Origin of the sequence: Christensenella sp. MSJ-20 (assembly GCF_044357945.1) — a bacterium.
Taxonomy (GTDB): Bacteria; Bacillota; Clostridia; order Christensenellales; family QAND01; genus QAND01.
The window spans coordinates 1,822,178-1,848,589 of the sequence record NZ_CP076563.1 but is presented as its reverse complement, the minus strand read 5'-3'; the positions used below and the strand labels follow the sequence as shown (position 1 = coordinate 1,848,589).

Here is a 26,412-nt window from a genome sequence, read left to right as displayed (position 1 = left end):
ATCATTTAAAATTGCGATTCCTGGTTCAATTCCTAAAAATTCAACTGGTAGATGCGCTTTACCCCCTGAAGGGTCAAAAGCTTATCCACCTGGTGAACGTATTCGCTCAAGGAGGCAATCACCTCGCACAGGCCGCCGGTGGCCACCACGGTGCTGCCTGGCATCTCGGCCAAAAGTCGTTTTAGAATACCGTCGGTCAGGCCGGTAAAACCGTATAGCGCCCCGGATTGCAGGGCGTCGGCGGTATTGTCCGCAATGGCGGATTTCGGGGTTTCAAAGGTAAAACTTTTGAGCGCACTGGTGCGGTTGATGAGCGCGTCTGCCGAGGTCTGGATCCCCGGCGCAATGGCGCCGCCCACAAAGCATCCTTTTTCGTTCACCACTCCAAAGGTAGTGGCGGTGCCAAAGTCCACGGTGATCACCGGCCCGCCATAGGCCGCGTAGGCGGCGGTAGCGTTTGCAATGCGGTCCGCCCCCAGGGCGGACACCGGGGAGTAGGAGATATCAATGCCACAATTGAGCTGGCTGGATACAAAGGCCGGGGTTTTATGGAAATAGGTTTGTACCATCCGCATCAGGGTAAAGTTCAAACCGGGGACCACACTGCTGATCATCACACCATGAAAATCGCTGAATTCCATACCGATGCAGGATAAAAAGGAGTGCATCATCACCCCGTATTCATCGGAGGAACGCTTATGATCGGTGCGGACGCGGAAGCTCTGCACCAAGTCGTCCCCAGAAAAAATCCCCATCTTGATGTTGGAGTTGCCCACATCCATGGCCAGCAGCATATCCCCGCCTCTTTCCCACTAGTTTTACGACATATTATACCAGCATTGAAGCGGTTACACAACCAAAACCCGGTTGCGTCCGCTCCATTCTGTGCTATGATGAAGGCAAAACAATAGGAGGTTCTAGCCATGGTATTGGGTCATGCCCATGTGGGTATCAAAGTAGCGGACTTAAGCCGCTCCGTTCAGTTTTACCAGACGCATTTCGGATTTACCGCCGGCAAGTATAACGAGCTTCACCGGGAGAATAAGATCACCAAAATACAGTTCCTGGAGCTTGGACAATTCTCCTTGGAGCTGGTGGAAAACCCCGGCTACCCTGGCGGGGAACCCTCCCCCCAAATCCACCTAGCCTTTGGGGTGGATGATTACGACCGCACCATCCAGTCCATGCGGGAGGCCGGCGTAGCCTTTGAAAGCGATGTCCCTCGGGGAGAACCCGGCAGCCGGATCATTTTCCTCGCAGGGCCCGATGGGGAACGCTTGGAGCTGATGGAACGCTAGTTCAGCATCACGATGGCGTAGCAGAACACCATCACAAGGGCCAACCAGCCGATATGGGGTACCCACAGCCAAGCCGCCACCCGGGAATACTCCGCCGACCAAAAAGCGGCCAGCAGCGCTGTCACAATGCCACAAAACAGCGCAATAGCCGCCGTAATTGGGTTTCTCGTGGCAAAGAACAGATAGCTGTATAGGGGTAGCGCCGCAAAGTGCAGCAGATAGGCGTATAGCCCCCTACCTCTCATGCCCCGCTCCATGGTCCAAAAGAAGGCCACGGCCAGTAGGAAGTACATCACCATCCAGGCCGCCAGCATTCCGGAAGCGTCGGGCTGGAAGGGGGATTTCATCAGACTTTGGTACCATTGGGACTTGCGATCCACAAACGCCATCATAAGCCCTAGGGATAGTGCGGCCAATAGACTGGCCATCAGGGCCCCCTTGATCCTTTTTTTGACCATAGCATATCACCTCATAGCCTATACCTATGCGGTGTTTGCCCACTTTATTTATAGGAGGAATCCTCATGCGCATCCTGGTGTGTCCCGATAAATTCAAGGGCTCTCTGCCCGCCCATCTGGTGGCGCGGGCCATGTCCGACGGCATACGGGACGCCGATCCCCGTTACCAAGTGGATGCCGCTCCCATGGCCGATGGCGGGGATGGCACGGTAGATGCCTTTTTAGCCGCCATGGGCGGCAAAAAGCAAACGGTCCCGGTGTTGGATCCCTTGGGCCGGGAGGTGGAGTCCTTTCTGGGTTTGCTGCCCGGCGGTTCCGTCGTTCTGGAGATGGCGGCAGCCAGTGGCCTTGCCATGGTGCCGGAGGAAGCGCGAAACCCCCTATACACCTCCTCCTACGGAACCGGACAGCTCATGGTCCAGGCCATGGAATACGGGTGCCGCTCCGTAATCATCGGCATCGGAGGCAGCGCCACCAACGACGGCGGTATGGGGCTTTTGTCCGCCCTAGGCGCCCGTTTTTACGACGGCGCCGGTAGGCCCCTTACCAGCTGCACCGGGGCGGAAATGCTGCAAGTCCGGCGTGTGGACCTATCCGGCCTTCCGGATCTATCAGGGATCTCCATCCAAGTAGCCTGCGATGTCACCAATCCCCTGTGCGGCCCCGATGGAGCCTCCGCTGTCTTTGGCCCCCAAAAGGGTGCGGACTCTCAGATGGTGGCGGAATTGGATCAGGGCCTTGCCCGGTTCGGCGTTCTTCTCTCCCAGGCCACGGGACGGGATACACAATCCACGCCGGGCTCCGGTGCAGCTGGAGGCGTCGGCGGCGCCTTATACGGCCTGGGGGCTGATCTGGTTCCAGGCACTCGCCTGGTCATCGAGGCCGCTGGACTGCGGGAACGAATGGCCGCCTGCGACTGGGTTCTCACCGGGGAAGGAGCCACCGATGCTTCCACCCTCTTTGGCAAGGTGCCGGATGCCATGGGAGCCCTGGCCAAGGAGCTCCATAAGCCCGCCCTCTGCTTGTGCGGCAGCCTGCTCTCAGGCTATAAGCCCCTGTATCATCGTGGCATTCTGGGCGCGTTCAGCATCCTCAACCGGCCCATGGAAGCCGCCTATGCCATGGCCCATCCCTATGAGCTGATCCGGGACGGTGCGGAAAACCTCTGTCGGGTCATGTCCCTGGGGTTCAAAAAAACCTGATTTCCACAAAAAAAGAAGGGCCGTTTGGCCCTTCTTTTACTATGGACGGGGGAGGATGGATTCCTCCCTTTTACGATTTAGCAGCCACAGCCGCAGCCGCCGCGATCATACCCGCCAAAGAAGCTGCCGCCGCAGATGCAGGACAACAGCAGGATCCAGATCAGAATGCTGCAGCTATTGCCGCCGCCGAAGCCGCCAAAGAAGCCGCCGTTGTTGCAGCCGCAGCCGCAATCGTTGGCAGCAGCGTACCCGCCGCAGCCGCAATCGTTGTTCGCAGCATATCCGCCGCAGCCGCAGCCACCGCAGAAGACGCTGAGCAGAAGAATCAAACAGAGGGGATTGCAGTTCATGATTTTGCCTCCTAAAAGGTAGTTATGAGCCACTTGCAAGCTCAATCTATACTACGCCATAGCCAATTTTTTGGTGATGATTTCTCCCAACAAAAAATTGCGTTTGACATCCCCCCTGGATTTGCTAATATAGTAGAAACTGCGTTTTATAATTGGAGGTAAAAGATGTCCCAACTTACCATGGATAAACTGGTGGCCCTGTGCAAAAGCCGGGGCTTCGTATACCCTGGATCTGAGATCTACGGAGGGCTGGCCAACGCCTGGGATTACGGCCCCCTGGGGGTAGAGCTGAAGAACAACATCAAGCAGGCCTGGTGGAAGAAATTTGTCCGCCAGTCCCCCTTCAACGTGGGGCTGGATTCCGCCATTCTGATGAATCCCCAGGTGTGGGTGGCGTCCGGTCACGTGGGCGGCTTTTCCGATCCCCTCATGGACTGCAAAAATTGTCGTTCCCGGTTCCGGGCCGATCAGCTGGCTGAGGAGTATGCCAAAGAGCACGGGCTTTCCATCAGCCCCGACGGCATGAGCAGCCAGGAGCTGGAAGCGTTTATCTCCCAAAACCAGGTCCCCTGCCCCGTCTGCGGCAAGAGCGACTTTACCGGCATCCGGAAGTTCAATTTGATGTTCCGCACCCATATGGGGGTCACCGAGGACAGCACCAGTGAGGTTTACCTCCGGCCTGAGACCGCCCAGGGTATCTTTGTCAACTTCAAAAACGTGCTGCGGACCAGCCGGAAAAAGCTGCCCTTCGGCATCGCCCAGATCGGCAAAAGCTTCCGCAACGAGATTACCCCCGGCAACTTCATCTTCCGGATCCGGGAGTTCGAGCAGATGGAGCTGGAGTTCTTCTGCATGCCCGGTGAAGACCTAGAATGGTTTGCCTACTGGAAGGACTTCTGCGTCAACTTCCTTCACTCCATCGGCATCAAGAAGGAGAGCATTCAGCTGCGGGATCATAGCCCCGAGGAGCTCTCCCATTACAGCAACGCTACCACCGATATCGAATTCTACTACCCCTTCGGCCTCAAGGAGCTATGGGGCATCGCCGACCGCACCGATTACGACCTCAAAGCCCATGCCAAGGAAAGCGGCGAGGCGCTGGAGTACCTAGACTCCAGCAACGGCCAAAAGGTGGTCCCCTATTGCATCGAGCCCTCGGTGGGCGTGGATCGGCTGACTCTGGCCGTCCTGTGCGATGCGTACGAGGAGGAGGATCTAGGCAATGGCGATAGCCGGGTGGTACTCCATTTAGCCCCGGTGCTGGCCCCCTATAAAGCGGCCATCCTGCCCCTTCAGAAAAAGCTATCCCAAGAAGCTATGAAGATTTACGAAGCCCTCTCCGCCGATATGATGGTGGATTTCGACGTCACCGGCAGCATCGGCAAGCGGTACCGCCGCCAGGACGAGATCGGCACTCCCTACTGCATCACCGTGGATTTCGACACCTTAGAGGATGGCACCGTCACCATTCGGGACCGGGATACCATGGAGCAGATTCGAGTTCCCGTGGCCGAGCTTACCACCTGGCTCCAGGATAAAACCGCTTTCTAAGGAGGCCCTCTATGATCACCTTTAACCATTTCAATTTCAACGTGCTGGATCTGGATAAAAGCCTGGCCTTTTATCGGGACGCCCTGGACCTCAAGGTGGTTCGGGAAAACCACAAGGAGGCCTTTTCCCTGGTGTTTCTGGGGGACGGCGTCACCGGCTTTTCCCTGGAGCTCACCCATCTAAAGGACCGGACCGAGCCCTATAATCTGGGAGAAAAGGAATACCATCTGGCCTTTGTCACCGATGACTACGAGGCCCTTCATAAGAAGCACCAGGAGATGGGCTGCATCTGCTATGAAAACCCCTCCATGGGAATCTACTTTATCGAAGATCCGGACGGCTACTGGATCGAAATCGTCCCGGACCGCCGGGGATAGGATCACTCTCTTTGAAAAAAAGCCCGGCTCCGGCCCAACTGGACGGATCGGGCTTTTTCCATTCCTACAGCACAATGCAAAGGAGGTATTTCAGTGGTGTACAGCTATCGTTCCGCCCTTGTGGATCAAACCGAACGCGCCCTATGGAGCGTCAAAAACGTCATGGACTGTATTCCGGATACGCTCTGGGAGCGGCCCTACTGCGGCATGCCCCTGTGGAAGCATCTATACCATATGCTCCACTCCCTGGATCAATGGTTCATCAACCCTGAGGTATATACGGACCCGCCCTTCCATCTTCCCGGCCTCAACGATCTGGATACCCCCTCCCCGACTCCCCTCTCCCGCCAGACCCTGGAGGATTATTTTGAAACCGTGGCAAACAAGATCAGAGGCTATCTGGCTTCCCTTCGGGAGGAGGATCTGCTTTGCTGTCCTCCCCATAGCGGCGATTCCCGCTTTCTTCTGATCCTGGCCCAGCACCGGCACCTGCATACCCATCTAGGAGTGCTCATGGGCTTCATCATAGCGGAAACCGGCAAGTGGCCCAGGGTGCTGGGCCTGCGAGACGCCTTCCCCACACAAACCTATGATCCCTTCTTTTGAGTTTCCGCCGCGTTGCAAATATTTGGCATCCATTCTATACTATATACAAGAAAGGACCGTCGAACCCAAGGCGGTTAGGCGGATCAATTTATCCTAAGGGGTGAGGGCATGGATACCAAATCTATCATCACCATCAGCCGCCAATATGGCAGCGGAGGGCGTTTCATCGGCCGCAAGCTGGCAAACAAGCTGGGGATTCCCTTCTACGACCAGGAGCTCATCTCCCTAGCCGCCAAAGAAAGCGGATTCAGCGAGGGCTTTTTTGAAAACGCAGAAAAGAAGGCCACCAGCAGCTTTCTGTACTCACTGTACCTGCACGGGACGGTGGAGGGCAACAGCGGCCTGCCCCTGGATGAACAGGCTTTTATCATCCAGTCCGGCGTCATTTTGGACGTAGCAAAAAAGGGGCCGTGCGTCATCGTGGGACGCTGTGCCGACTATGTGCTTAAGGATTTTCCCAACGTCACCAACATTTTCATCTATTCCAACCTAAGGGATCGAATTCGCCGGGCCATCACCTACTATGGGGTAGCGCCCGAAAAGGCGGAATCCACCATCCGGAACGCCGATAAACGGCGGGGCACCTATAACCACTACTATTCCGGACGAAAGTGGGGGGAGGCAGCCAATTACCATCTCTGTATCAACAGCGATGCCGTTGGAATCGACCCTGCAGTGGAGGTCATTGCCGCCTTTGTCCAGGCTAAGGACCATCCGAATCACGGTTGATGCCACAAAAAAAGAGCCCGCTTAAGGGCTCTTTTTCTTTGGAACCAAAGGCTATCCCGCCTACCCGTCCAGCTCCGCCTGGACGCGGCTGGCATATTCCTGGGACAGGATGGCCGTCACCACCGTGCCTGCTTCAGCATACTCTTCGGACAGCACCGTACCGTTTGCCCGGATACGGCTCAGCAGCCCGCCCTTTTGATAGGGGATGGTAAGGGTAACCCTCACCCGCTGCCGGTGGATCTCCCCTATGATGGCCTCTTTCAGCCGATCCAAGCCCCAGCCGGTCTTGGCGCTGATGCGGATTCCTCCGCCAATGCCGTCAGCCATGGGCAGATCGGCCTTGTTCAACGCGATAATCCGCGGCAGCGTTCCAGCTCCCAGCTCATGCAGCACCCCGTCCACCACCTGCATCTGGTTCCGCCAGTCCGGGCTGGAGGCATCCACCACATGGACGATCAGATCCGCCCCTACCGCCTCCTCTAAGGTGGAGCGGAAGGCGTCCACCAGCTCATGGGGCAACTTTTGGACAAAACCCACGGTATCGGTGATAAGGCACTCGGTATCCAGCAGGCGGGTGCGCCGGGTCAAGGGATCCAAGGTGGCAAACAGCTTATCCTCCGCCAAGGTATCCTCCTCACAAAGGGCGTTTAACAGGGTGCTTTTGCCGGCGTTGGTATAGCCCACTAGGGCCAGGGTGGGAATCCCGCTCCGTTCCCGGCGTCCCTTCTGTACCGACCGCTGCCGGTCCAAGGTCTGAATCTCCTGCTCCAGCTCATAGATGCGGCGGCGGATGCGGCGGCGATCCACCTCCAGCTTGGTCTCGCCGGGACCGCGGGTGCCAATGCCGCCGCCCAAACGGCTCATGCTGGCTCCCGTCCCTGAAAGTCGGGGCAACAGATACTTTAACTGAGCCAGCTCCACCTGAAGCTTCCCCTCGCGGGATTTGGCCCGCTGGGCAAAGATGTCCAGGATCAGTCCCGTCCTGTCGATCACTTTGGCGCCGATGAGCGCCTCCAGATTCCGGGCCTGGATGGGACTCAATTCATCGTTGAAGATATACAGGTCCGCGTTGGTCTCCCCCCGCAAAAGCGCCAATTCCTCTGCCTTGCCCCGGCCAACGTAATAGGCGTTATCTGGGCTGGGCCGGGACTGCACCGTAGCATGAACGGGCACACCCCCCGCCGTCCGGGTCAGCTCCGCCAGCTCCTCCATGCCCCGCTGATCGATCCCCACCAGCACCGCATTCTCGTTCTTTTCCTTGGCCACATAGGCCTCAAACCGGCCGATGATCCGGTCGGCCACAGCAATCTCGTCCATCAGGCTCTTGTGTCCAAACAGAGCGGGCGGCACCGGCCCAATCACCTTGGCCGTGTCTTCAGACGTCAAATAGGCCGCAAAGAGATGCTCCGCCCTGCCATTCACCACACCGATGGCGGCCATGGCGTCAAACTTGGCCTGGATGAGGGTGCCGATGTCCACATTGGACAACATGCCGTTTCCATTGGGGTGGCTGTGGATGCACCGGATCCCGCACAGCCGATCGGTGTTGCGCCGGGTGGTCAGCTCCGGCATGCTGACCCGGTTGAAGTGTCCCACGCTTACATCGCAGACGCTGCCGTTGCGCTCGATCAAAACGCTGATCTCCCGCCCAGTTGCGGCGGTCAGCCGGGCCATCTCCTCCGCCATCTCGCGGCTGAAAAACTGATCCTTCCCCATACGGTAGCCGTTCAACGCGTCGATTTCCCCTAGCAGGATATTGGAAATCCCGCGGGTGTTTCCATTGATTCTTGGCAATCCGGTTCCTCCAGTTTGGGGCTTCTCCCCCGTATTTGCGTTCCCATCCCCTTTCTCCCTATCAGGAAAAAGGATCGATGGGTTGTCCTTTTTATATTATACCGCCTTCCTATATAGAAAGTAACGGATTCTTTTTTCAGGCTTTCCAACCCCAAGAGCTCATTTTGTCCACAGCCATAGACTTCCCTTCTCTCCTGGCGTAAAATATGAGCGTTATAGGCAAATACAGGAGAATGGGGAGGGCCTCACATGGTGCAATATCGAACGCTAACGGCCGCGGAGATCCGCCCAGAGCTGTTCCAAGGCTTCATTCGCCGCCAGGTGGTAACCAAATGCTGGCGTAGAAGAAAGGACAAATGGGTCATCGAGGAGGCTCCGTTTCTTGACGATTGGAGCGAAGCCGATTTTAACTTTCTGGTCTCCTGCCTAAAAAACACGGCGGATACGGGCGGCCTGGTCTACGCCGCCTTTGCTCGTGGCGTTTTAAAGGGCTTTGTCTCGGTAGAGCCTCACTTATTCGGAGGCGAACACCGCTATCTGGATCTTTCCAGCATCCATGTGTCCCAAGACATGCGGGGTACGGGAATCGGAACCGCCCTCTTCAGCGCCGCCAAGGAATGGGCTAGGAACAAAGGCGCAAAAAAGCTGTATATCTCCGCTCATTCAGCCGTAGAAAGCCAGCGGTTTTATCAAAAAATGGGGTGTGTGGACGCCCAGTTCCTTCATCCGCAGCACGTTGAAGCGGAACCCTTTGACCGCCAACTGGAATGTGCATTATCCCATGAAACAGCGGCGCTCGGCGATTCCGATTCCTAACGCCATGGAAGAAGGCTTAGGCAATAATTGCACAACGGAAAAAATGCGATTAAAATAATGGCCGGAGGGGATTGATATGTTGACGGAACAGGAACGGGAACGGTTTATGCGGCAGATCGTCATGCCGGGCATTGGAGAGGAAGGCCAGGAAATCCTGAAAAACGCCAAGGTACTGGTGGTAGGGTCCGGCGGCTTGGGCTCTCCTGCCCTCTATTACCTGACGGTGGCCGGCGTGGGTGAAATCGGCATTGTGGACACCGATGTGGTCTCCTTATCCAACCTAAACCGGCAGATTCTCCATACGGAGGCGGATCTCCAGCGCCCCAAAGTGGAATCCGCGGTGGAAAAGCTGCAAAAGCTGGACGCTTCCATCCGCTTTCATCCCATGCAGGTCTACCTGGATGAAAACAACGCCCAGGAAATCCTGACAGGCTATGACCTTATTGTGGACTGCGTGGACAACGACGACACCCGCTATCTCATCAACCGCTGGGCCGTACGCCTGGGCATTCCATTGGTGGAGGGGGGCGTCCGGGGACTGGAGGGCTACATCCTTCCCATTCTCCCAGGGAAAAGCCCCTGCTATCGCTGCGTCTACCCCGAGAAAACAAAAAGAGCATCCGATCCCATCCCGGTTCTGGGCGGCACTGCTGGAGCGGTGGGCGCCATGGAGGCCATCGTTGGGATTCGCATGCTCTTGGGACAGTCCGTCCCCGTAGGAAAGCTAACGTTTTTCCAATTCGCGGGGCTTACCAGCACGCAGATCGAGGTAAAGCGGGATCCCCACTGCCCCGTCTGTGGCCAGGCTCCTTCAGAAATTGTGGATTAGCTGGACTTTACGCTTCCGGATGAAGTGGGACTATCGTCCTTGAAGGTTTGGTGATTCACGTTTACCAACACATGATCGGGATAATATACGGCTTTTATCCAACTGATCCGTGGGTCTAGCCCCACAAAAACGCGATCATACCGGCTTTTTTGATTGGATATCTCCTTTGACAATCCTGGCACCTCCTTCAGTTATTCGACAAAACTCCCTTGGTGTCAAGATACTATCACATAAAAACAGGGATTCGCCAGCGTTTTTACATTTGAACCCATGATTCGACAAAAGTTGTCAGGTTTTTATCCCCAAAAGAGCGCGTTTTTTTCCATTTGGCGCGATTTTTGTAAAAAAGCGCCTGGGCTTGATCTTTCTAATCAACTTGTTATGATTTATTGATATTTAGTATAATTCAAATCAAAAAAGGGAGCGCGGATTCCGCGCTCCCTTTTCACGCATAGAATGCAACCGGCGCTCTAAGCGTCCGTCTGCCGCTCTGGAGATTCCTCCTGTCCCTCTTCCAAGATGATCGGATCCATCGGCTGCTCCTCCAAAACCTCCGCATCCACATCGCTTGCAGTGGGTTCCAAATCCGTCTCCCCTAGGACCTCCTCCGATGGGGCAACAGCCCCCTCAGGCCCTTCTGCGGGCTCCTCTGGCCCCTTCACCGCAGGCTTAGGCGGCAGCAGGAAATCCTCCTTCTCCACATGAGGCTCCTGGGGCTCCTCAGCAAAAAGGGAATTCGTATTCTCCTCTTTGGGGGATATCGCCCCTTCCATATCCTCTGGAGCGGTATCTTGGGATGCGGGTTTCCTGTGCAGCTTGCCAAAGAATGCCGCTATGCCGCCCCTCTTAGGCCGGGACTCCCCTTCCCCAGTAAAGTAGGGCACATCCAGATCCTGTGGGGTACCGGCGTCCCCCTCCATAGAATCCTCCTGCTCCAGGCCGGATAGGGCCAGCAGCGGAGCGCCGATCAACGGCAGGCAACTGGGTACCTCGGTAATGGCGCCCAACACGCAGTAGGTGAGGGCTACAAAGATGGCCATAAAAACAAGATAGATGGCCGTTCCCAGCAACAACTGCTCTATGGGAGTAATGAGGTTGGTCATCAGCACAAAAAGATTGGTGCCCCCCGCCAAAATAGCGGCCGCGATCACTAGGATCCATAGAGCCATGCTCTGGAGGCCATGAAACCGCACCAATCGGTTCTTCACCCCGTATACCAGCGCAACCACCGCCCCAATTGGGCCAAAATAGGCCACCGCGCTATACGCGCGCTGGCGGCGTGCGAGGATCTCCTCCTGGGATTCCTCCTCTTCCGGCTCCTCCGGGCCGGATAGCAGCAAATCCAGCTCGTCGCATTCCGATTCTTCGGCAGCTTCCAAAGTCTCCTCAGGGACGGAATCATCCATGGGCTCAGAGGCGCAAGATGGAGCTTCCTCCCCGTCCACCCCAGCCATTTCGGAGCAATTTTGATGGTTTGCCAGCGATTCTGAAGCGGTTACAGCCTCCCCATCTATAGCCTGGGATTCCTCAGCTTTTCTGTTCCAACGCCATTTCATCCTGCGCACCTCCCTTGCCCCAATTTGTAAAAAATGGATGTTCTATCATCATAGCATAGTTTTTCCTCGATACAACCCGTTCCCAAAGGATGCAAAAAATTCATCTCCGGGTTTTCCTATTATACCGGGTTTTCCTCCCGGGGACAATCCTCCAAGCGGCACCACATGATATAGGCGTCTTCCCCGTTATCGGAATAGTATTTCTTTCGTAGGCCCACCGAGGTAAAACCATGGTTCTGGTACATCCTTTGAGCGACAGCGTTGCTTACCCGCACCTCCAAGGTCATATCCCGAGCGCCCATGGCCCGGGCTGCATGCATCAGGCTCTCCAGCAAAAAACTGCCTGCCCCCATTCGCCGGGCCGATGGCACGATGCAGATGGTACTGATAAAGGATTCGTCCAAAACGCACCAAACGCCTCCAAAACCGATCATCTTTCCCTCTACATATGCCCCCAGGTATAGGGCCGCGGGATTATCGGTAATGTCCCGATACAGGCTGTCCCGGCTCCAGGGATCGGTAAAGCATAACGTTTCAATGGTAGCCGCCGCATCCACATCCTCCTCCCCCAGAGGACGGACAATCAGCTCAGGTTCCATGGCGCAGCCGCTCCGCCTGGGATACCCGCATATAGTCGATGGAAGCCTGGGCCTCGGGAACAAAACGGCCCTGCTTTACCGCTGCCACCGCCACCCAGGAAGCCCGAAGGAGATTTCGTTCCGCCGCCGCAAAAACCGCCCGATCCCCCAGAGCGCTTGCAATGGCCTCCCGGTGTACCGCAGCCCCATCCCCCAGGAAAAACACGGGGGAAGATAAGATTTCTGCGGCGGATAACAGCTCCGTCAAGGGCCGGGGCCCGCCCGGCAAAAGCGCCTCCTCCCCCCGATAAAGCGCGGTATAGACTTCCCCCCGACGGGCGTCCATCATGGGGCAGACCACCCCTGGGAACCCCGATCCCCCCTCCTTAAGCGCCAAGAGGGTGGGCACCGGAGCGATGGGAATGGACAGCGCGCGGCAAAGGCCCTGGGCGGTGGCCATGCCGATCCGAAGCCCGGTAAAGCTGCCAGGGCCCGCCGTTACCGCCAGGGCGGAAAGGGAGGCTTTCTCGGTATCCGTCACCTCTAACAGGGCGTCGATCATGGGAAGGAGCTTTTCGGAATGGGTCAACCCCAGGTCCAGGTACATCTCACCCAACAGCTTCTCCTCATAGAGGGCGGCGGCACAGCTCTTGGCCGATGCGTCCAAAGCCAGTATTTTCAACGTCCTTCCCCCTTTCCCCCTAGGATGCTGACGCGGCGGAGGCACTCCCCCGCCTTTTCTATCCCTATCCTTATGCTGGGCTCCCCCAGGATATCCTCCGCGCCATCCGGCCATTCCACAATGCAGATCCCGTCCCCTCCCAGGTACTCCTCCACGCCAATATCGTAGAGATCCTCGGGAGAAATCCGGTAGAGATCAAAATGGTAGACCGGAATCCGCGCCGGGTATTGATTGACGATGGCAAAGGTGGGACTGGTTACATAATCGTCGTAGCCCAACCCCTGGCAGATACCCCGGGTCAGAGCGGTTTTCCCCGCGCCGGGCTCCCCATACAGGAGGAGCCTGTCCCCCTTTTTTAAGCAACCGGCCAAAGCCCGGCCCAGGGCCGTAGTCTCCTCCTCCGATTGGGTCTCCGCCGCAAATCCGGAGAACAGCTCCTCCCTATGCATGGCTTTTAAAGCCCTCCCCCATCACCTCGCTGGCGGGATTGACGATAACAAAGGCAGCGGAATCGATCTCGCGGATGATGTCCTTCAGCTGAGACAGCTCCTTGTTGCTCTCCAATACGCACAGAAGCATCCCCTTGGGCTCTCCGGTGTACACCCCGGTGGCCGCCATGCGCGTAACGCCCCGCTCCATATCCGCCATGATCTTCTCGCTGATCTGCTCCCAGTGATCGGTGATGATGTACACCATCCGGGCCCGGCTCAATCCCTCCATGATCATATCCATCACCTTGGTGCTGATAAACAGGGCCACCAGAGAAAACAGCCCCAGCTCCAGGGAGAACAAAACGGCGGACAGCGCCACCACCACAAAGTCGATGGCAAACATCACCCATGCCACCGAGATAAAGGGGAATAGCCCCTGAAGGAGCTTGGCCGCCAGGTAGGTTCCTCCGGTGTTGCCGCCGCTCCGCTCGATGATCCCCAGGCCCACGCCCATCACCACGCCGCCGAATACGCTGGCCAGCATGGGGTCATCCGTTATCACCGGCAGGGGAATGTAGTCTACCGCCAGGGAGGTAACCACCGAGGCGTAAAGGGCGATAAAGGCAAACTCCTTACCAAATTTCTTGATCGCCAGCAGGAACAAGGGTAGATTCATCAGTAAAATGGCGGCGCCGGTGGGCACCCCCGTTATGTAATGGAGAACGGTGGCAAGACCGCTGACCCCTCCAGGCGCGATCTTATTGGGAACCAGGAATAGGTTCAAGGAAAACGCCATGATAAACACGCCGGCGGTAATCAAAATCATCTTCTTCCACAGTGCCATTCCCTTGGTCATAGCCACCTCTCCTTATCCACATGGGGTCTTTTGTAAATCCGTCCTACGGCTGGTATATTATAGCATGCTAAGGCCGTTCCTTAAACCCCAGGCTTATCTTCAGTGCCCCGTCCACCTGCTCCATTATGTCCTCTCCAACCGATCCCATATACTTTACCAGCCGGCTTTTGTCTATGGTACGGATCTGCTCCATTAGAATGATGGATTCCCGTCCCAGCTCGGTATCGGACAACCGGATATGGGTAGGCAGCTTGTTCTTCTCCAGGCTGGACGTAATGGCGGCAGCGATGACGGTTGGACTATACTTGTTGCCCATATTATTTTGTACGATAAGTACCGGGCGCATTCCCCCCTGTTCGCTGCCAACCACAGGGCTGAGATCCGCCAGGTATATTTCACCTCTTTTTATCAATCCTTTCACCCTCCAGAAATAGGGCGCTTACATAGCATAGTATGCAAGCGCCCGGACTTCCGTTAGGTCAGGATTCATATGGCAAATAGGCCTTATGGAGGCATTCCACGGTGTGGTAGGGGGTCATGGCCGTGCTGCCATACCGGGCCATGGCAGCCTCACCCGCCACCCCGGCAAGATAGGCCCCCGCCGCCGCCGCGTATTGGGGCTCGGCGCCATGGGCCAGAAATCCGCCGATCACCCCGGACAACACATCCCCGCTGCCTCCCTTGGCCATACCGGCACAGCCCCGATTGGAGAACAGGGTGCTCTCGGCCCCGGCAATGAGGGTAACCGCCCCCTTGAGCAGCACGGTACACCGGAATCGGTTCGCCGCCTCCTCCACAGCGGCCAGCGGATCCTCCACCACCGTCCTGAGTTCCGTATCCAAAAGCCGGGAAAGCTCCTTTGGATGAGGGGTCAGCACCAGGGGGCCTGAGGCGGAAAGCAGGATCTCCGGACCGCCCCGCGCCAGGGCGTTGAGCCCGTCGGCGTCGATCAAGGTAGGCATCCCAGCCGATAGTCCTTCGGCAACCAGCTCATATACCCGGGGGCCATCTCCCAGGCCCGGTCCCATCACAAGGGCGGTTTTGCCCTGAAGGAGGGCAGGCATGTCCTGGGGCGCCGCTACCGGGCGCACCATGGCCTCTCGAACCCGATGAGCGTACACGCGAGCGGTTTCCGGATCGGATAAAAGGGTAACCGTCCCCGCCCCCGACCGAAGGGCCGCGTCAGCGGAAAGAAGGGCGGCGCCCGGCATCTCCATGCTGCCCCCCAGGATGGCCAGCCGCCCGTAATCGCCCTTATGGGTGTTCCGAGAGCGTTTGAGGGAATGCACATCGGATCTGGTGAACAGATACCGGCGCCGGGACGGCAGCAGCGGAGAGGGGATCACCTGATAGGCCAGCACCTCTCCCGCGTATTCCGCTCCAGGGTATAGGATCACCCCGGGCTTGAACCCCGACAGACACACGGTCAGGTCCGCCCGGACGGCGTTCTCATGGGCTCGGCCGGTGTCGGCAGAAACCCCAGTGGGCAGATCCACCGCCACCACACGGCCTGACTCCCCCAATCGGTTGATGATCCGGGCCGCTCGAAGATAATCCCCTTCCAGGCCGAACCGCGCGCCGGTACCCAAAAGAGCATCCACCACCACGTCATAGGGCGGGATGCCGTCATTGGAAGGCAGGGGAAGCACCTCCCGCCCGCTCTTCATCCGATACTGGGTATACAGCCGGGAAATCGCCTCTCCCTGCCCCAGCCTCACGGCGTAAACCCGGGTCTCCCACCCCAGCTCCGCCAAGGTGGCCGCAGCGGCCACCCCGTCGGCTCCATTGTTGCCGCTGCCGCAGAAAAAAACCGCGCGGCGGCGGGAAGCATGGCTGCAGATGGCCTGGGCAACCAAAGACCCCGCCCGGCGGATCAATTCCAGCTCGTTGTTGTGTAGGGCGATTTCATGGGCGTCCATGGCCTTAATGTCCCCACTGGTAAATACGTCCTTCATGGAAGCCTCCTCTTACGATTCCTTTCCGGCGCACCGCTTCACACCGCAAATGCTCTGAGCCGAAACGCCGGCATGCCCCGTCGATTTGATGGAGCGCACCGCAGCGCGCGCCGCGCCCACGACATTTCCTTCACGCATAGAGCCCTTCCCCTCTGATGCTCACATCCCCCGCCAGGATGGCATGCACCGTGCCCGCCTCGTCCCGCAGCCGGAGGGATCCGTCCGGGCCAAACCCCACGCAAACGCCTCGAAGCTGTCGTTTGCCTTGGATGGCGGTCACCGGCCGGTTCAGACAGACGCTCCACTGGGCGTATTCCTCCATCAACGAAGCAAAATCAGGCGTTCCTTCTCCCATAGCCTCGGCGTAGAGATCAAAAAACTCCGCCAGCACCGCGGCCAGAACCCGGGCACGGGGGATAACCCGCCCCGTCTCCATAGCCATGCTGGTGGCCACCCCCATAAGTTCCTGCCCAAAGGTGGGCTGATTCACGTTGATCCCGATGCCCAGGACAGCGTAGTCCACCCCGTCTAAATCAGCCGATAGCTCGCAAAGGATGCCGCAGAGTTTCCGATGTCCGCACAGCACATCGTTGGGCCATTTAAGGCCCACGTTGGGAAGCATTCCCTGGGCCGATACCCCTCTCGCCACCGCCACCCCTGCCATCAGAGAGAAAAGATGGGCGTCCTGAGGCGCAATGGGGGGCCGCAGAATCAAGGAGCAGAAAATCCCTTCCCCCGCGTTGCTGGTCCAAGTCCGGCCCTGGCGGCCCCGCCCCGCCGTCTGCACTTCCGCCACCACCACGGTCCCATGGGCGGCGCCTTTTACCGCCAGCTCTTTGGCGGTTTGGTTGGTGCTGGCCACCCGATCGTAATGGAGAATGGTATAGGGAGCCTCTCCCGCATCAAAGCGATAGATCTCCACAAACTCGGGCAGCAGGCTATCGCTCAGCGACGCCAGCCGATATCCCGCGTTCCGTTTGCAGTCAATTTCGCAGCCCATGGCTTTGAGCTTTTCCACATGCTTGTTGACCGCCGCCCGGGATACCCCCAACTGGCTTGCCATCTCCTCCCCCGATACATATCCATGGGGATTCTGCATCAGCAGCTTCAAGATTTTATCCCTCAATCCCGTTCCCCCTCCTCCCCAAGGCCCGCGAGTGCCTGGCGGATGAGATCATAGCCGAATCCCCGGGCCAACAGCGTGCGCTGAACCGATTGCAGGGCCTTCCGGTTCCGCCCCTTCTGCGCTGCCAGCCGTTCCGCCAGCTCTCGGCACCGTTCTTCCTCCTCCTGGCCATGGTATTCCTCCAGCACCCGGGCGATGGCCTCCCGGTCCACGCCCTTTTTGAGGAGGTCGTATTCCAGCTTCTTTCGCCCTACCGGACCGCGATTCAGCCGGCTTCGAAGAAACTCTCGGCTAAAGGCCACATCGTCGATATATCCATAATCCGCCAAGCGATCCATGGTCTCCTGAATCTCCCCGGCCTCATAGCCCTTCTGACGCAGATAATCCTCCATCTCCTTTTTGCTCCGCATCCGATAGCCCAGGTAGGTAAGGGCACGATCCATGGCGCTGACCCGCGTTTGTTCCTTCCGTTCCTTCATGGCATCATTATACACCAAGGAACGGCTCTCTCGCCACCAGCCCGTTCGGATGTATAAAAAAATCCCGGAGACTCAAACTCATCTTAGAACAACGGGCAGGGCCCGAATCAAAGGAGGAGTCAAATGAACGGTCAAAAAGCACAGATCACAACCAAGGACCTTTCCATGGTGGAGGAGCTTCTGGATTTCCAGGCCCTGGCCCACGCCAAAGCCAAAACCTACTGCGGCTATCTGCAGGACCAGGAAGCCAAAGAGGTCATGGAGCGCCTAACCCAGACCCACCAGCAGTGTTTTGACGCCATCAATGCCTATCTGCAGAACAGCAACTAAGGAGGAACTTCCATGGAACAGAAAAACGCCAACCTCTCGGAACGGGAACTGATGATGGACATGCTCAACAGCCAGAAGCAGCTCATGAGCCTCTATTCGCTGGATCTTTCGGAAGCCGCCTGCCCCAAGCTGCGAAACACCCTTGGCAGCCTGTTTTCTGACGTCTCCAACGATCAATATAAGCTGTGGGATCTGATGAACCGCAAGGGATACTACCCCGTAGACCAGGCCGAAAAGCAGAAGTTGGATCAAGCCAAGCAAAAGGCCCAGCAGATGAAGCCCACCGTCAACTGATTCCCCAGAAATAGAAAAGCGCTCTGGGAAGCACCCCGTAAGAGAACAAACGCCCATCCCACGGGCGCTTTCCCTAAATTGTCTTCATGGCAACACGGCATAAGAGGGCAGGGCAAACCGCAATGGTTTGCCCTGCCCTCTTATTTTTTAAAGCCATCCCTAGGCGCTATGTTTTCCGCTAGACCTCCGGAAACAGCGGAACAAACCGCTGGCGCTTGCCATCCACCAGCCCCAGGTCGCTGAGGCGCAGATCGGGGGAAGCGGTGAGGGACAAAATGGTAATCCGCATCATTAGGCTGCGAGAGGTACAGACCACCTCCACGCTATCCTCCAGCCGTTCTAGATCCCGGACCAGTTCCCGGCAGGGGAGGTCGGACATAAGCCCCGCTATGGGCAAAGGAAGCCCCGCCAGGATCTCGCCCTGCAGAACGGTACAGATGCCGCCCCCCTCCCGCTTGAGGTACCGAATGGCACAGAGGGCGTCCTGAGGATCCCGGTAGGCGATGGTCAGGTTATGGCTGTCGTGGCCCACGGTAGCGGCGATGGCTCCCTGGCGGAGCCCCAGATCCCGGTATACCGCCACGGTGTGCCCGCCCTTTCCGTGCCGGTTGAACACCGCCACATAGCACAGGGCCGGATCCTTGGTAATATCCACATAGCCCTCGGTCACCGGCAGGTCCTCATAAAGAGGGGTGTCCTTGGGCCGGCCGCCCTCCATACAGGGAACCACGGTGGCCCGCACATGGGAAAGGGTGGGGTCGGGAGCAGCCAGCCGGAGGTCAGCCTCGCCAATTTCCGGCAGGTGTACGGTGTTGGGGAAGGCCGTTTGGGGCGCCCGGGGCAGGTCCGCCGTGAGGACACCGTCCTTGCACATGAGCTTCCCGCCCACAAAAACCGCCTTTGGGTTCCGCCCGTCCAGCTCCTCCACCAGCTGGAGATCCGCCAGATATCCCGGGGCAATGGCGCCCACATCCTCCAGCATGCAGTCCAACGCTCCGTTCAAGGTAGCCCAGCGAATGGCGGTGATGGGGTCGATCCCCTGGGCGATGACGGATTTCAGCACCCGGTTGATGTGCCCCGTCTCCAACAGATCCTTAGCATGGACGTCGTCGGTGCAGAGGGAGACGAAGTCGGTAAACCTGCAGCCACGGATGCCCTCTACCACCTTGCCCAGGCCGCTGTCCGAAAGGGAGCTGGACTGGACGTTGACCCGCAGCCCATTCCGCAGATTGGCAATGCTCTCGGCGGCGGTTCGGGAGGAGTGGTCATCCCGCGGCCCTCCCAGGATATAGGCGGCAAGCTCCCGATCCAGCACCTTGGGCGCATGCCCCTGGATCAGCACCCCCCGGCGCAGTCCCTCATCCAAAATGCCATGGACCCGGGGCGTGTCCTCCCGAACCCCGATGAAATCCATCATCTCGGCAATGCCCACTACCCCTGGCATATCCAGCAGCTCTCCCACCTCCTGGGGGCCGAAATCGGCGCCGGATTGCTCCAACCCCGGTACGGACGGCACGCAGGATGGAGCCAGGTTCAACTGCCGTACCGGGGAAAACGCAGCGTTCTCCACCATGTACCGGACTCCCGGTATCCCCATGACGTTGGCAATCTCATGGGGATCCACCAGCACGGTGGTGGTGCCGCAGAGGATGGCCGCCCGGCCAAAGTTTTCTGGGGTCATCATGGTGCTTTCCACGTGCATATGGGTGTCGATAAAGCCGGGGAGCAGATAGGCTCCCTCCCCATCATAGCGGGCGGCGGCAGGCAAAGGAGCCTCCGCTCCTTCCTCCCGAACCCGGACGATATGGCCGTCCAGAATATCCACCTCGCTGGGGTATATCTCTCCGGTAATGACGTTGACCATCTGTACGTTAAAAATGGTAAGATCACAGGGAAGCTTCCCCATAGCCGCCCGAATCAAGCGGCTGCGGTCATAGTTGGCGTCGATGCGCATGGCGTTTTCCTCCAAAAATCGTTCCCGATGATGCTATGGTCAGGCGTCGGCCTTCTCCCCGCGGAGGTTGGCCAAAAGCTGAGCCAGTTCCCCCTTGCTGAGGGGCCGCTCAAAGCCGATACAGATATCGCAGTGGTTTCCGCAGTTGGGGCACACGCACCGGCACTGAATCCCCTTCTGTTCCTGTACCATCAGGGTGCCGCATTTTTCACATCCGCAGACCATCTTCATCACCTCTTTTTTCCTAGTTTACACCCCATTGGGCCGGGGAGCAACCTTGCCGTAAAGCTGGATTTTTGCTACACTGCTACAAACGAGGTGATCTTTTGCGGAAACAAAATTGGCTGGGGGGCTTCCTTGCTCTAACGCTGCTCCTGGTTCCCCGATTCAGCTTGTACGCCGCCGAACCCACGCCCACTCCCACGCCCGCTCCCACGCCGGATCTGAACCAAGTGTTCCCCGAAAAAACCGGCAACGCATTGGGAGACCGGGGGGAGCGGACGGTGCGTATCCAGCAGCGGCTCCGGGATCTGGGGTACCTCAGCTACCGGCCCACCGGCTATTTTATGAATATGACGCAAAAGGCGGTAACCGCCTTTCAAAACAACCATAGCCTGATGGCGGACGGAGCCGGGGTGGTGGGAAGCGAGACCATGGAATATCTGTTTTCCAGCCTGGCCAAGCGAAAGACCGTAGCTCCGGAATCCGGCGGTGTAAGGCCCAAGGACAACCCCTATCCCCGGGCCGGAAGCCTGACGGAATGGGCGGTGGTAAACGCCGTCTTGCCCGAAAACGCCCAGTTTACGGTGGTGGATACAGCCACCTCCATTCGGTTTACCGCTGTCCGCGTGGGGGGCCAGGGGCATATGGACATCGTCACCGCCGACGGGGAATCCTACCAGAACTATCTGAAGATCTTTTCGGGGAAGGTAAGCAGCAACAAACGGCCGGTTGTGGTGGAGTACGACGACCAGCGCTACGCCGCCTCTCTCTATGGGATGCCCCACGGGGAAAATACCGGCGTCGGCGGCGGAATGCAGGGCTACACCTGCCTATACTTTCAAGGAAGCCTGTCCAACGGCCTGGGCATCGTGGACGCGGAGCATAATGCCAACATACAGATAGCCGCGAAAAAAGAGGAGTAAGCCCGCCGCCCAGTGGGCGGTTCCCCGTTGCACGCCTTTGGCGTGCGCTCCTCCTCTAGCCAACATTTTACTAGCGCCAACCCCGGTTTCCTCTTCATGCCCCCGTCCTTCCGCGAGGGGGTTATGGGGCAGGCTGAGCCTGCACCCCTGTTGCAACCGCTTTGCGGTTGCTGGTGTGCCCTTAACCAACTATCCTATAAATGCCAACCTTCTCCTTATAGCCGTACTCGTCCCCCACGAGGGGGTCATGGGGCAGGCTGAGCCTGCACCCTTGTTGCAACCGCTTCGCGGTCGCTGGTGTGCCCTTAACCAACTATCCTACAAATGCCAACCTTCTCCTTATAGCCGTACTCGTCCCCCCGCGTGGGGGCATGGGGGAGTGCCGGGCAGTGCCCGGTCCCCCTATGCGCTCGGCTTCGGCGTACTTGCCGCCCACTTGTTTTGCGGGCTCGTGGTTCGCTTCCGCTCCCACTCACCTCGCAAAGCCAAGAACCTTCGCCTCCCTTTTTCCGCCACTGGCGGCACTCGGCTTCGGTTCCCACTCTGCAAAAAAAAAAGAAGATGGCTCTTCGCCATCCTCTTTCAAAAAATAAAACTCCAATTCTCCAGCTTTTGCTCTACCCCAGCCTTTTTTCCAATCCCTGCTGTTCCATGGAATCCAGAGTAAATTTACAACACTGCAACACCAATAGGTTAAAAGAAATTCCATTCTGTTGCGCCACACAGTTTAATCGATCAAACAACCCTTCAGTAAAGCGCACGGTACGGGGAATATTGGCTCCGCTAAACTCATTTTGAATTTGGAACACCGGTCAATCCCCCCATCCTTTCACCATTGCCGCCCTTATTCTATCTCAATACTTTGCTATAATGCCTTCTAAAGACGTTATGTACGTAAATTATGGTTGGCTTAAGCCGATCCCTATGCAAAAGGGTAACTTCCTTGGGATGGGGCAAGGGCATGTTTTGGCATCAGTTGTGGAAACCGCCACCACATTCCCGTCTGGGATGAATAAACCCTCACAAAACGAGCCTCTAACTAGAGGCTCGTTTTCATCTCTCGCTCATCCTCTTCCGCGTCGCCCTTGCAGATGGCGGCATACACCTTCCCGCCAACCAGAAACCGGGAAAGGCTGCCGTCCTTTCTAGTATCGCCGGAGAAATCGGTACAGCACCGTGCCCTCCGGCAGGGCATAGGAAACGCACAGGTCCTGCCCCATAGGAGTGATCACGCCATTTTGAAGATTCCCCATCCGGACGGACGCGCCGGTGGATAGCCGGTAGCCATAGAGGATGCGCTGGTCCTCCTCCACCAGGATGTAGTACAACATGGTTCCGTCCCCGCTGAATAGGGCGCTTGTCACCTGCCCTCCCTGGCTGATCACCGTTTCCTGGCCGCTTGCAGGATCCAATAGCACCAGAGCGGGACGATCCGGGGTCTCCCCCCGGACGGCGAGCAGCCCCTCTTTGGACTGGCTAAAGGTTTCGGCGGGCATCAGCCTTTTCCTGGTTCCCTCCTTGCCGATGGACATCAGATAGCAGATCCCGTTTTCATCCATATCGCAGAAAAAGACCCGGTCCTCCCAGAGGGCTAGAGCGGGCACATCCACCATGGTATAGGCCAGCTGCTGGATCTGGGGCTGCTCCTCCAGCCGGCAGGAAAAGATACCGTCTCCCACGGTATAAAGGAGCGTATCGCTGAAAAACACCGCCGCCTGGATGTTTTCCCCCAGGCCGGATTGGGATAGATCCAAAAGGCGCCCGTTGCTCAGATTATAGTAGTACAGGGTTACCGGCTCTCCCCGGCTCACCAGAAGGAGCAGCCCCTGGCCGTCGGGGGAAAACTCTCCCCAAAGGATGGATTCCGGCTGGATCCCCTCAATGGACAACTGGCGCTCCACCCCCTCTTCCGAAAGGATCAAGGTGGCGTCCTCCTCCCGGAGCAGCAGCAGACGTTCCCCCCCATCCCAGTTGGCCAGCAAACGTCGGCCCAGGGCCAGCAAATGTGTTCGGCCGGAAAGGCCCGCCATGGCCTGGTCTGCCGCCGCCTCCAGGGGATCTGGCGCATACTCCGGCAGCTGCTGGGGCAAAAGCTGAATCACCCGAACGCCGGGGATGGAGGCCGCCCCCTTTCTGGCCTCCGCCTCGCTGGCATAGGGAGTGGAAATCCAGCCGCGGTGGGTGCCATCGTCGCATAGGGTAGGGGTCAAAGCGCCATGGGGGGCGCTCTGAGCCTGGCTGAACAGATAATAGGCCGAATGGGCCTCGCCCCCGGTCTGAATCTCAAAGGTAAGGCGGTTCTCCTCCTCCACCACCCGGACCCCCTTGGACTGGGTCAGGTGAAATACCAGGGTGATCCCCTCCTTTTCCTCCACATAGAAGGCGTCGCCAGGAGCAGGGCTTTCCTCCATAGCGGGGGCGGTCTCCACCCCGGGAAGGCGGATCAACAGCCGGCAGGGAGCCGGCGTAAAGGCGGCCTCATAGGCAGGGAGCCCTACGGACTCCCCCTCTTTGCTCAGAAAGGACAGGGTGATGGTCTCCACCCCGTCCTTCTGCATCCGCCGGGCCTCGGCAAGGGCAAGCCCGGCGAGGGCTTCATCCCCGCCAGAATAGACGGTTCCGTATTCATCCCATCCACTGCCGCAGCCCCCCAACAGGAGCAGGAGCAGAAGGGATAGCGTCCAATGTTGCAGCCGTTTCATGGGCCGGTTCCTTTCTCGGTCAGCGGGAAAGGATCCTCCCTCTGGACCGGGTTACTTCACGCCTTATTCTTTCCACATCCAAGGCATAAAATACCCCGTTTCGATATAGGATCCGGCCATCCACCATGGTCAATGCCACATCGGAGGATTTCGCGCAGTACAGCACAGCGGCGTAAGGATCCTCCCCCAGAGGCAGCATATGGCAACCGCTGGTGTTCAAAAGAATCAGATCGGCCGGCGCCCCTAGGGAAAGGGTGCCGCCCGGCAATCCCAGGGCGCGGCGGCCCTCCACCGTCGCCATCCGCAAAGCGTCAAACGCGCTGATGGCCCCGGCGTCCCGCTCCACCCCCTTCTGCAAAAAGGCGGCGGTACGGGTCTCGGACAATAGATCCAAATCGTTGTTGCTGGCAGCGCCGTCGGTGCCCATACAAACGGTAACGCCCCGCTTGCGAAGGGCTGCCGCCGGGGCCATGCCGCTGCCCAGCTTCAAATTACTCTCGGGGCAATGGGCCACCGCCGCCCTCCTTTGAGCCAAGATGCCCATATCCTCCTCCGTCACATGGACGCAGTGAGCCAGCACCGCCCGGCCGGATAGGCATCCCAGATGCTCCAAAAGGGCCACCGGCGTCATCCCATGGCGGGCAACGCATTCCCGGTGCTCCGATTCCGTCTCGGAAGCATGGGTGTGGAACAGCCAGCCCCATTCCTGCGCCAGCTCCCCGCAGGCGGCGAGGAACGCCGGACTACAAGTATACTCGGCATGGGGCGCCACCGAAAACCCGATTCGGGGATGGTCCTGGAACGCCCCGCAAAAATCGGTGGCCAGCCGGAGCTTCTCCCCCATCTCCCCCCGTTCCTCCGATCCACAGGCCAGGCCCCGTCCCACGATGGCGCGCAGGCCGCTCTCATCCGCCGCTCGGGCGATCTCCCCCGCACCCATGTACATCTCAGAAAAAGCCACGGTACCGGCGGCGGTCATCTCGGCCATGGCGGCCATGGCTCCCCAGTAGAAATCCTCCTGGGTCATGCGATCCTCACGGGGAAAGATGGCATCCTGGAGCCATCGGGAGAGGGGCAGGTCGTCCCCCACCCCCCGCAAAAGGGTCATCGGGCTGTGGGCATGGGCATTGACAAAACCGGGCAGAACCAGATGGTCCTGCCCGTCGATGACCCTATCCCCCTCCTGCGGGACATATTCCCCCAGAAAGGCGATCCTACCGTCCTCCACCCCAATGCTCCCATGGATCACCGGCGTAGCCTCCTCCATGGTCAAAAGGGTGGCGTCCGAGATGATGGTCCTCATAGGGTTTCTCCCTCCATCAGGCGTTTTGCGATGTCCAACAGGTAGGCGGCAAAGTCGTCCTTCAGATCCTCCCGGCGGAGGGCAAACTCCACGGTGGCCTTCAAAAAGCCCAGCTTCTGGCCAATGTCATACCGCCGGCCCTTAAAATCAATGGCATACATCCCCTGGCTGTTTAGAAGCACCTTCAGGGCGTCGGTCAGCTGTATCTCCCCGCCTGCGCCCTTGGGCAGATTCTCCAGGATGGGAAAGATCTCGGGGGTGATGATATACCGGCCGAAGATGGCAAGATTGCTGGGCGCCTCCTCCACCGGGGGTTTTTCCACCAATCCAACAATCTTCTGAACGCCATCATGGGGGGTAAAGGCGGGATCGGGGGCGATGACCCCATAGCGGCTTACATCCCTTTTCTCCACCGGGTTCACCCCAATAACGGAACAGCCGTACTGGTCGTATACGTCCATCAGCTGACGGAGCGCCGGTCTTTCGCATACCGCCACATCATCCCCCAACAGCACTGCAAAGGGCTCGTTCCCCACAAAGCTCCGGGCGCAGTATACCGCGTGGCCCAATCCCTTGGGGGATTTCTGCCGGATGAAGTGCAGCCGGGCCAGATCCGCGATCTTCCGGACCAATTCCAGCTCCGCCTGCTTGTCCTTCTCGGCCAGCTCCATCTCCAGCTCGGGGCAATAGTCAAAGTGATCCTCAATGGATTTCTTGGTGCGGCCCGTCACCAGCAGGATGTCCTCAATGCCGGAGGCCACCGCCTCCTCCACGATGTATTGAATGGTGGGCTTGTCCACAATGGGCAGCATTTCCTTGGGCATGGACTTGGTAGCCGGCAAGAACCGGGTGCCTAGGCCGGCCACGGGAATGACAGCTTTTTTGATTCTCATGGGTTGCCTCCTTGAGGGTTGTTTTCTCCATTATACACGCCCCAGCCGGAAAAGCGAAATCTGCCGGGAAAAAGAGCCGTTCAAATTCCGCAAAAAGAGATCCGCCGTGACCAGGCCC

At 58.3% G+C, this 26,412-nt stretch carries 30 protein-coding genes; 11 read left to right on the top strand and 19 right to left on the bottom strand.

The window, feature by feature from the left end; translation table 11 throughout:
* Positions 1–32: 32 nt before the first annotated feature.
* Positions 33–794: a type III pantothenate kinase gene (locus tag KP626_RS09460; RefSeq protein ID WP_395977048.1), complete on the bottom strand. Its 762-nt coding sequence runs from the start codon at positions 792–794 to the stop codon at positions 33–35.
* Positions 795–923: 129 nt separating this feature from the next.
* On the opposite strand from KP626_RS09460, the gene KP626_RS09455 reads away from it, so the two are divergent.
* Positions 924–1,298, top strand: a complete 375-nt coding sequence (locus KP626_RS09455; protein ID WP_395977046.1) for a VOC family protein — start codon at positions 924–926, stop codon at positions 1,296–1,298.
* Here KP626_RS09455 and KP626_RS09450 read toward each other — a convergent pair.
* On the bottom strand, positions 1,295–1,756 hold the full coding sequence (locus KP626_RS09450; RefSeq protein WP_395977045.1) for a TspO/MBR family protein: 462 nt from the start codon (positions 1,754–1,756) through the stop codon (positions 1,295–1,297). The genes KP626_RS09455 and KP626_RS09450 overlap by 4 nt on opposite strands.
* 65 nt (positions 1,757–1,821) lie before the next feature.
* Between KP626_RS09450 and KP626_RS09445 the strand changes: the two genes are divergently transcribed.
* Positions 1,822–2,958 carry a glycerate kinase gene (locus KP626_RS09445; RefSeq protein ID WP_395977043.1) on the top strand — a complete coding sequence of 379 codons (1,137 nt, stop codon included), beginning with the start codon at positions 1,822–1,824 and terminating at the stop codon, positions 2,956–2,958.
* Positions 2,959–3,035: 77 nt separating this feature from the next.
* Here KP626_RS09445 and KP626_RS09440 read toward each other — a convergent pair whose 3' ends face one another.
* A complete protein-coding gene (locus tag KP626_RS09440) occupies positions 3,036–3,308 on the bottom strand; it encodes a chorion class high-cysteine HCB protein 13 (RefSeq protein ID WP_395977041.1) in 273 nt (90 codons plus the stop codon).
* Positions 3,309–3,473: 165 nt separating this feature from the next.
* Between KP626_RS09440 and KP626_RS09435 the strand changes: the two genes are divergently transcribed.
* The 4 genes from KP626_RS09435 to KP626_RS09420 all read left to right on the top strand — a co-directional run bounded on the left by KP626_RS09435 (position 3,474) and on the right by KP626_RS09420 (position 6,571).
* A complete protein-coding gene (locus KP626_RS09435; protein WP_395977039.1) occupies positions 3,474–4,859 on the top strand; it encodes a glycine--tRNA ligase in 1,386 nt (461 codons plus the stop codon).
* A gap of 11 nt (positions 4,860–4,870) precedes the next feature.
* Positions 4,871–5,236 (top strand): VOC family protein, encoded by a 366-nt coding sequence (locus tag KP626_RS09430; RefSeq protein ID WP_395977037.1) that lies wholly within the window; start codon positions 4,871–4,873, stop codon positions 5,234–5,236.
* 96 nt (positions 5,237–5,332) lie between these two features.
* A complete protein-coding gene (locus tag KP626_RS09425; protein WP_395977035.1) occupies positions 5,333–5,842 on the top strand; it encodes a hypothetical protein in 510 nt (169 codons plus the stop codon).
* A 108-nt stretch (positions 5,843–5,950) separates the two neighbouring features.
* The gene (locus KP626_RS09420; protein WP_395977033.1) at positions 5,951–6,571 is read left to right on the top strand and encodes an AAA family ATPase; all 621 of its coding nucleotides are present in this window, start codon (positions 5,951–5,953) and stop codon (positions 6,569–6,571) included.
* A 60-nt stretch (positions 6,572–6,631) separates the two neighbouring features.
* Here KP626_RS09420 and hflX read toward each other — a convergent pair whose 3' ends face one another.
* Positions 6,632–8,365, bottom strand: coding sequence for a GTPase HflX (gene hflX / locus KP626_RS09415; RefSeq protein ID WP_395977031.1), 1,734 nt, complete (start codon positions 8,363–8,365; stop codon positions 6,632–6,634).
* A 249-nt stretch (positions 8,366–8,614) separates the two neighbouring features.
* On the opposite strand from hflX, the gene KP626_RS09410 reads away from it, so the two are divergent.
* The gene (locus KP626_RS09410; RefSeq protein WP_395977029.1) at positions 8,615–9,181 is read left to right on the top strand and encodes a GNAT family N-acetyltransferase; all 567 of its coding nucleotides are present in this window, start codon (positions 8,615–8,617) and stop codon (positions 9,179–9,181) included.
* Between the two features lie 76 nt (positions 9,182–9,257).
* A complete protein-coding gene (locus KP626_RS09405) occupies positions 9,258–10,010 on the top strand; it encodes a HesA/MoeB/ThiF family protein (protein ID WP_395977027.1) in 753 nt (250 codons plus the stop codon).
* A 470-nt stretch (positions 10,011–10,480) separates the two neighbouring features.
* Here the strand turns inward: KP626_RS09405 and KP626_RS09400 are convergent, their stop codons facing one another.
* From KP626_RS09400 to KP626_RS09360, 9 genes are all read right to left on the bottom strand, one after another.
* Positions 10,481–11,566, bottom strand: coding sequence for a hypothetical protein (locus KP626_RS09400; protein WP_395977025.1), 1,086 nt, complete (start codon positions 11,564–11,566; stop codon positions 10,481–10,483).
* A gap of 119 nt (positions 11,567–11,685) precedes the next feature.
* Positions 11,686–12,165: a ribosomal protein S18-alanine N-acetyltransferase gene (gene rimI, locus KP626_RS09395; protein ID WP_395977023.1), complete on the bottom strand. Its 480-nt coding sequence runs from the start codon at positions 12,163–12,165 to the stop codon at positions 11,686–11,688.
* Entirely contained in the window at positions 12,155–12,826 is a 672-nt protein-coding gene (gene tsaB, locus KP626_RS09390) for a tRNA (adenosine(37)-N6)-threonylcarbamoyltransferase complex dimerization subunit type 1 TsaB (protein WP_395977021.1), read from the bottom strand. The genes rimI and tsaB overlap by 11 nt, the downstream gene beginning before the upstream one ends.
* A complete protein-coding gene (tsaE, locus tag KP626_RS09385) occupies positions 12,823–13,275 on the bottom strand; it encodes a tRNA (adenosine(37)-N6)-threonylcarbamoyltransferase complex ATPase subunit type 1 TsaE (protein WP_395977019.1) in 453 nt (150 codons plus the stop codon). Before tsaE ends, tsaB begins: the two co-directional genes overlap by 4 nt.
* Positions 13,268–14,113, bottom strand: coding sequence for a YitT family protein (locus tag KP626_RS09380; RefSeq protein ID WP_395977017.1), 846 nt, complete (start codon positions 14,111–14,113; stop codon positions 13,268–13,270). The genes tsaE and KP626_RS09380 overlap by 8 nt, the downstream gene beginning before the upstream one ends.
* Positions 14,114–14,180: 67 nt before the next feature.
* Positions 14,181–14,525, bottom strand: coding sequence for a type II toxin-antitoxin system PemK/MazF family toxin (locus KP626_RS09375; RefSeq protein WP_395977015.1), 345 nt, complete (start codon positions 14,523–14,525; stop codon positions 14,181–14,183).
* 67 nt (positions 14,526–14,592) lie between these two features.
* Positions 14,593–16,068, bottom strand: a complete 1,476-nt coding sequence (locus tag KP626_RS09370) for an NAD(P)H-hydrate dehydratase (RefSeq protein ID WP_395977013.1) — start codon at positions 16,066–16,068, stop codon at positions 14,593–14,595.
* A gap of 130 nt (positions 16,069–16,198) precedes the next feature.
* The gene (locus KP626_RS09365; RefSeq protein WP_395977011.1) at positions 16,199–17,194 is read right to left on the bottom strand and encodes a biotin--[acetyl-CoA-carboxylase] ligase; all 996 of its coding nucleotides are present in this window, start codon (positions 17,192–17,194) and stop codon (positions 16,199–16,201) included.
* Positions 17,191–17,688: a regulatory protein RecX gene (locus KP626_RS09360; protein ID WP_395979009.1), complete on the bottom strand. Its 498-nt coding sequence runs from the start codon at positions 17,686–17,688 to the stop codon at positions 17,191–17,193. Before KP626_RS09360 ends, KP626_RS09365 begins: the two co-directional genes overlap by 4 nt.
* A 108-nt stretch (positions 17,689–17,796) precedes the next feature.
* Between KP626_RS09360 and KP626_RS09355 the strand changes: the two genes are divergently transcribed.
* Positions 17,797–18,003 carry a hypothetical protein gene (locus KP626_RS09355; protein ID WP_395977009.1) on the top strand — a complete coding sequence of 69 codons (207 nt, stop codon included), beginning with the start codon at positions 17,797–17,799 and terminating at the stop codon, positions 18,001–18,003.
* A 12-nt stretch (positions 18,004–18,015) separates the two neighbouring features.
* Positions 18,016–18,297, top strand: a complete 282-nt coding sequence (locus KP626_RS09350; RefSeq protein WP_395977007.1) for a spore coat protein — start codon at positions 18,016–18,018, stop codon at positions 18,295–18,297.
* A gap of 178 nt (positions 18,298–18,475) precedes the next feature.
* Here the strand turns inward: KP626_RS09350 and KP626_RS09345 are convergent, their stop codons facing one another.
* Entirely contained in the window at positions 18,476–20,251 is a 1,776-nt protein-coding gene (locus tag KP626_RS09345) for an adenine deaminase (RefSeq protein ID WP_395977005.1), read from the bottom strand.
* A 39-nt stretch (positions 20,252–20,290) separates the two neighbouring features.
* Positions 20,291–20,476, bottom strand: a complete 186-nt coding sequence (locus tag KP626_RS09340) for a hypothetical protein (protein ID WP_395977003.1) — start codon at positions 20,474–20,476, stop codon at positions 20,291–20,293.
* Positions 20,477–20,577: 101 nt separating this feature from the next.
* Between KP626_RS09340 and KP626_RS09335 the strand changes: the two genes are divergently transcribed.
* Positions 20,578–21,396 (top strand): peptidoglycan-binding protein, encoded by an 819-nt coding sequence (locus tag KP626_RS09335; protein WP_395977001.1) that lies wholly within the window; start codon positions 20,578–20,580, stop codon positions 21,394–21,396.
* A 472-nt stretch (positions 21,397–21,868) separates the two neighbouring features.
* Here KP626_RS09335 and KP626_RS09330 read toward each other — a convergent pair whose 3' ends face one another.
* From KP626_RS09330 to galU, 4 genes are all read right to left on the bottom strand, one after another.
* Positions 21,869–22,105: a hypothetical protein gene (locus KP626_RS09330; protein ID WP_395976999.1), complete on the bottom strand. Its 237-nt coding sequence runs from the start codon at positions 22,103–22,105 to the stop codon at positions 21,869–21,871.
* Positions 22,106–22,541: 436 nt separating this feature from the next.
* Entirely contained in the window at positions 22,542–24,098 is a 1,557-nt protein-coding gene (locus KP626_RS09325; protein ID WP_395976997.1) for a hypothetical protein, read from the bottom strand.
* 19 nt (positions 24,099–24,117) lie between these two features.
* The gene (locus tag KP626_RS09320; protein WP_395976995.1) at positions 24,118–25,401 is read right to left on the bottom strand and encodes an amidohydrolase; all 1,284 of its coding nucleotides are present in this window, start codon (positions 25,399–25,401) and stop codon (positions 24,118–24,120) included.
* Positions 25,398–26,294: a UTP--glucose-1-phosphate uridylyltransferase GalU gene (galU, locus tag KP626_RS09315; RefSeq protein ID WP_395976993.1), complete on the bottom strand. Its 897-nt coding sequence runs from the start codon at positions 26,292–26,294 to the stop codon at positions 25,398–25,400. The genes KP626_RS09320 and galU overlap by 4 nt, the downstream gene beginning before the upstream one ends.
* Positions 26,295–26,412: the final 118 nt, after the last annotated feature.